This is a genomic window from bacterium (assembly GCA_035559435.1).
GTDB lineage: Bacteria > Zixibacteria > MSB-5A5 > WJJR01 > WJJR01 > JACQFV01.
This window is the reverse complement of record DATMBC010000067.1, coordinates 1-1,751: the sequence shown is the minus strand read 5'-3', so window position 1 is coordinate 1,751 and position 1,751 is coordinate 1. Positions and strand designations below refer to the sequence as shown.

Below are 1,751 nucleotides of genomic sequence, written 5' to 3'. Positions count from 1 at the left end.
CGGTCTGCCGGATGTCGGTGATCGAAGACCCCGATCAAAACCAGATCACGATTCATAAACGGCATCAGGGGTAGAGGAGTTACTCCCGCCCGCTGGCGCTGATCCCTTGGGCGTAGATGTCCCGGGTCGTTCCGCTTCGTTGATCTTGCCAGACGACAATCGCCCCGCCCGATCCGTCCGCAATGATCTCGGGAGGGGAGGTGGCGCCGCCGGAGGATTGATCGTGGGGGGCGGTGGAAAGCGGAATGCCTTCGGCGGTCCATTGAATAACGCCGGCGCTGTTGACCCGCTGGGTATAGAGATCATAGTCGGCGCCATTCCGTCGATCGGACCAGGCCACGATCGCCCCGCCCGATCCGTCGGGGATGATTTGGGGAAACGATTGGATGTCCGAGGCGGTGGAAAGAGCAACTCCGTCGGCGCTCCATTGCACTGCGCCGGCCCCGTTCACTCGCTGTGCATCAATATCGGTTCCATCCTGCCAGACGACGATCGCTCCGCCCGCGCCATCGGGAATCAGTTGGGGAGAGGTTTGCGAGTTGGCGGTGGTGGAGAGGGGAACGCTGCCGGCGGACCACTGGAGCGCGCCAGCGCCGTTCACCCGCTGTGCATAGATCTTATCGGTTCCGCTGCGCCGATCTTGCCAGAACGCAATCGCCCCTCCGGCGCCGTCCGAGACCAACTGCGGAAACTGCTGATTTCCGGCCGCTGTGGAGATGGCCAGGCCGTCCGCTCCCCACTGCACGACGCCGTCGGCGCCGATTCGCTGGGCGTAGATGTCCGAATTTGTCCCGGCGCGATGATCCTGCCAAACAATAATCGCCCCGCCCGCGCCGTCGGAAACCAATGCAGCGGACTGCTGCGCGCTGGGCGCGGTGGTAACGGCGACCCCGTCGGCGCTCCACTGGAGCGAGCCGGCGCCATTGACCCGCTGGGCATAGAGATCGGTGGTCCCATTTCGATGGTCTTGCCAGACAATGATCGCTCCGCCCGATCCATCCGAGACCAGCTGGGGAGAGAGTTGACTGTTCGCCGCGGCTGAAATCGGGATGCCATCGATTGTCCAAGCGGCTGTCCCGTCGTGATTCACCCGCTGCGCGTAAATGTCGGCGCTCCCGGTCCGGTTGTCCTCCCAAACAACAATCGCCCCTCCCGATCCGTCCGAGATCAGTTGCGGAAAGGTCTGGTTGTTGGCGGCGGTGGAAAGGCTTATTCCATCTGCGGCCCATTGGACGACGCCGCTTCCATTCACCCGCTGTGCATAAATATCGGCGGTCGCGCCGTTGCGAAAGTCGGCCCAGGCGATGATCGCGCCACCCGCGCCATCGGAGGTCAAGCGGGGAGAGATCTGCTCGCCGGCGGCGGTGGAGATCGCGACGTTCTCCGGATTTTCTTTCTCCCACAACAGCACCAGGGCACCGGGACTGCTCTCGACCCCGCCGACGACCACCTTGACCACTCTGTTCGAGGCATCCGCCGGGACGACCGCCCGGATCTCGGTGTCGCTCCAGCTGAGGATGCTGCTTGCCGCGGCCCCGCCGATGACCACGCTGCTTCCTCCCTGACGGCTCCCAAATCCGGCGCCGGTGATCTCGATTTCCATTCCGGTCTTCGCTTCCGCCGGGTTGACGCCGGTGATAATCGGACCGGTGGGACTCACCGAAACCAAGACACTGGCCACGCCGGTTGCCTTCCCCTCTTTATTTGACACCTCCACGGTGATCGGTACACTCCCAACGGTGGAGGGGGCG

1 protein-coding gene is annotated in these 1,751 nt (G+C 63.8%); it reads right to left on the bottom strand.

Features of this window, described 5'->3' with window-relative positions; translation table 11 throughout:
• Positions 1-79: 79 nt before the first annotated feature.
• Positions 80-1,751: IPT/TIG domain-containing protein (locus VNN55_08060; GenBank protein ID HWO57505.1), on the bottom strand; the 1,672-nt coding region annotated here is incomplete at its 5' end.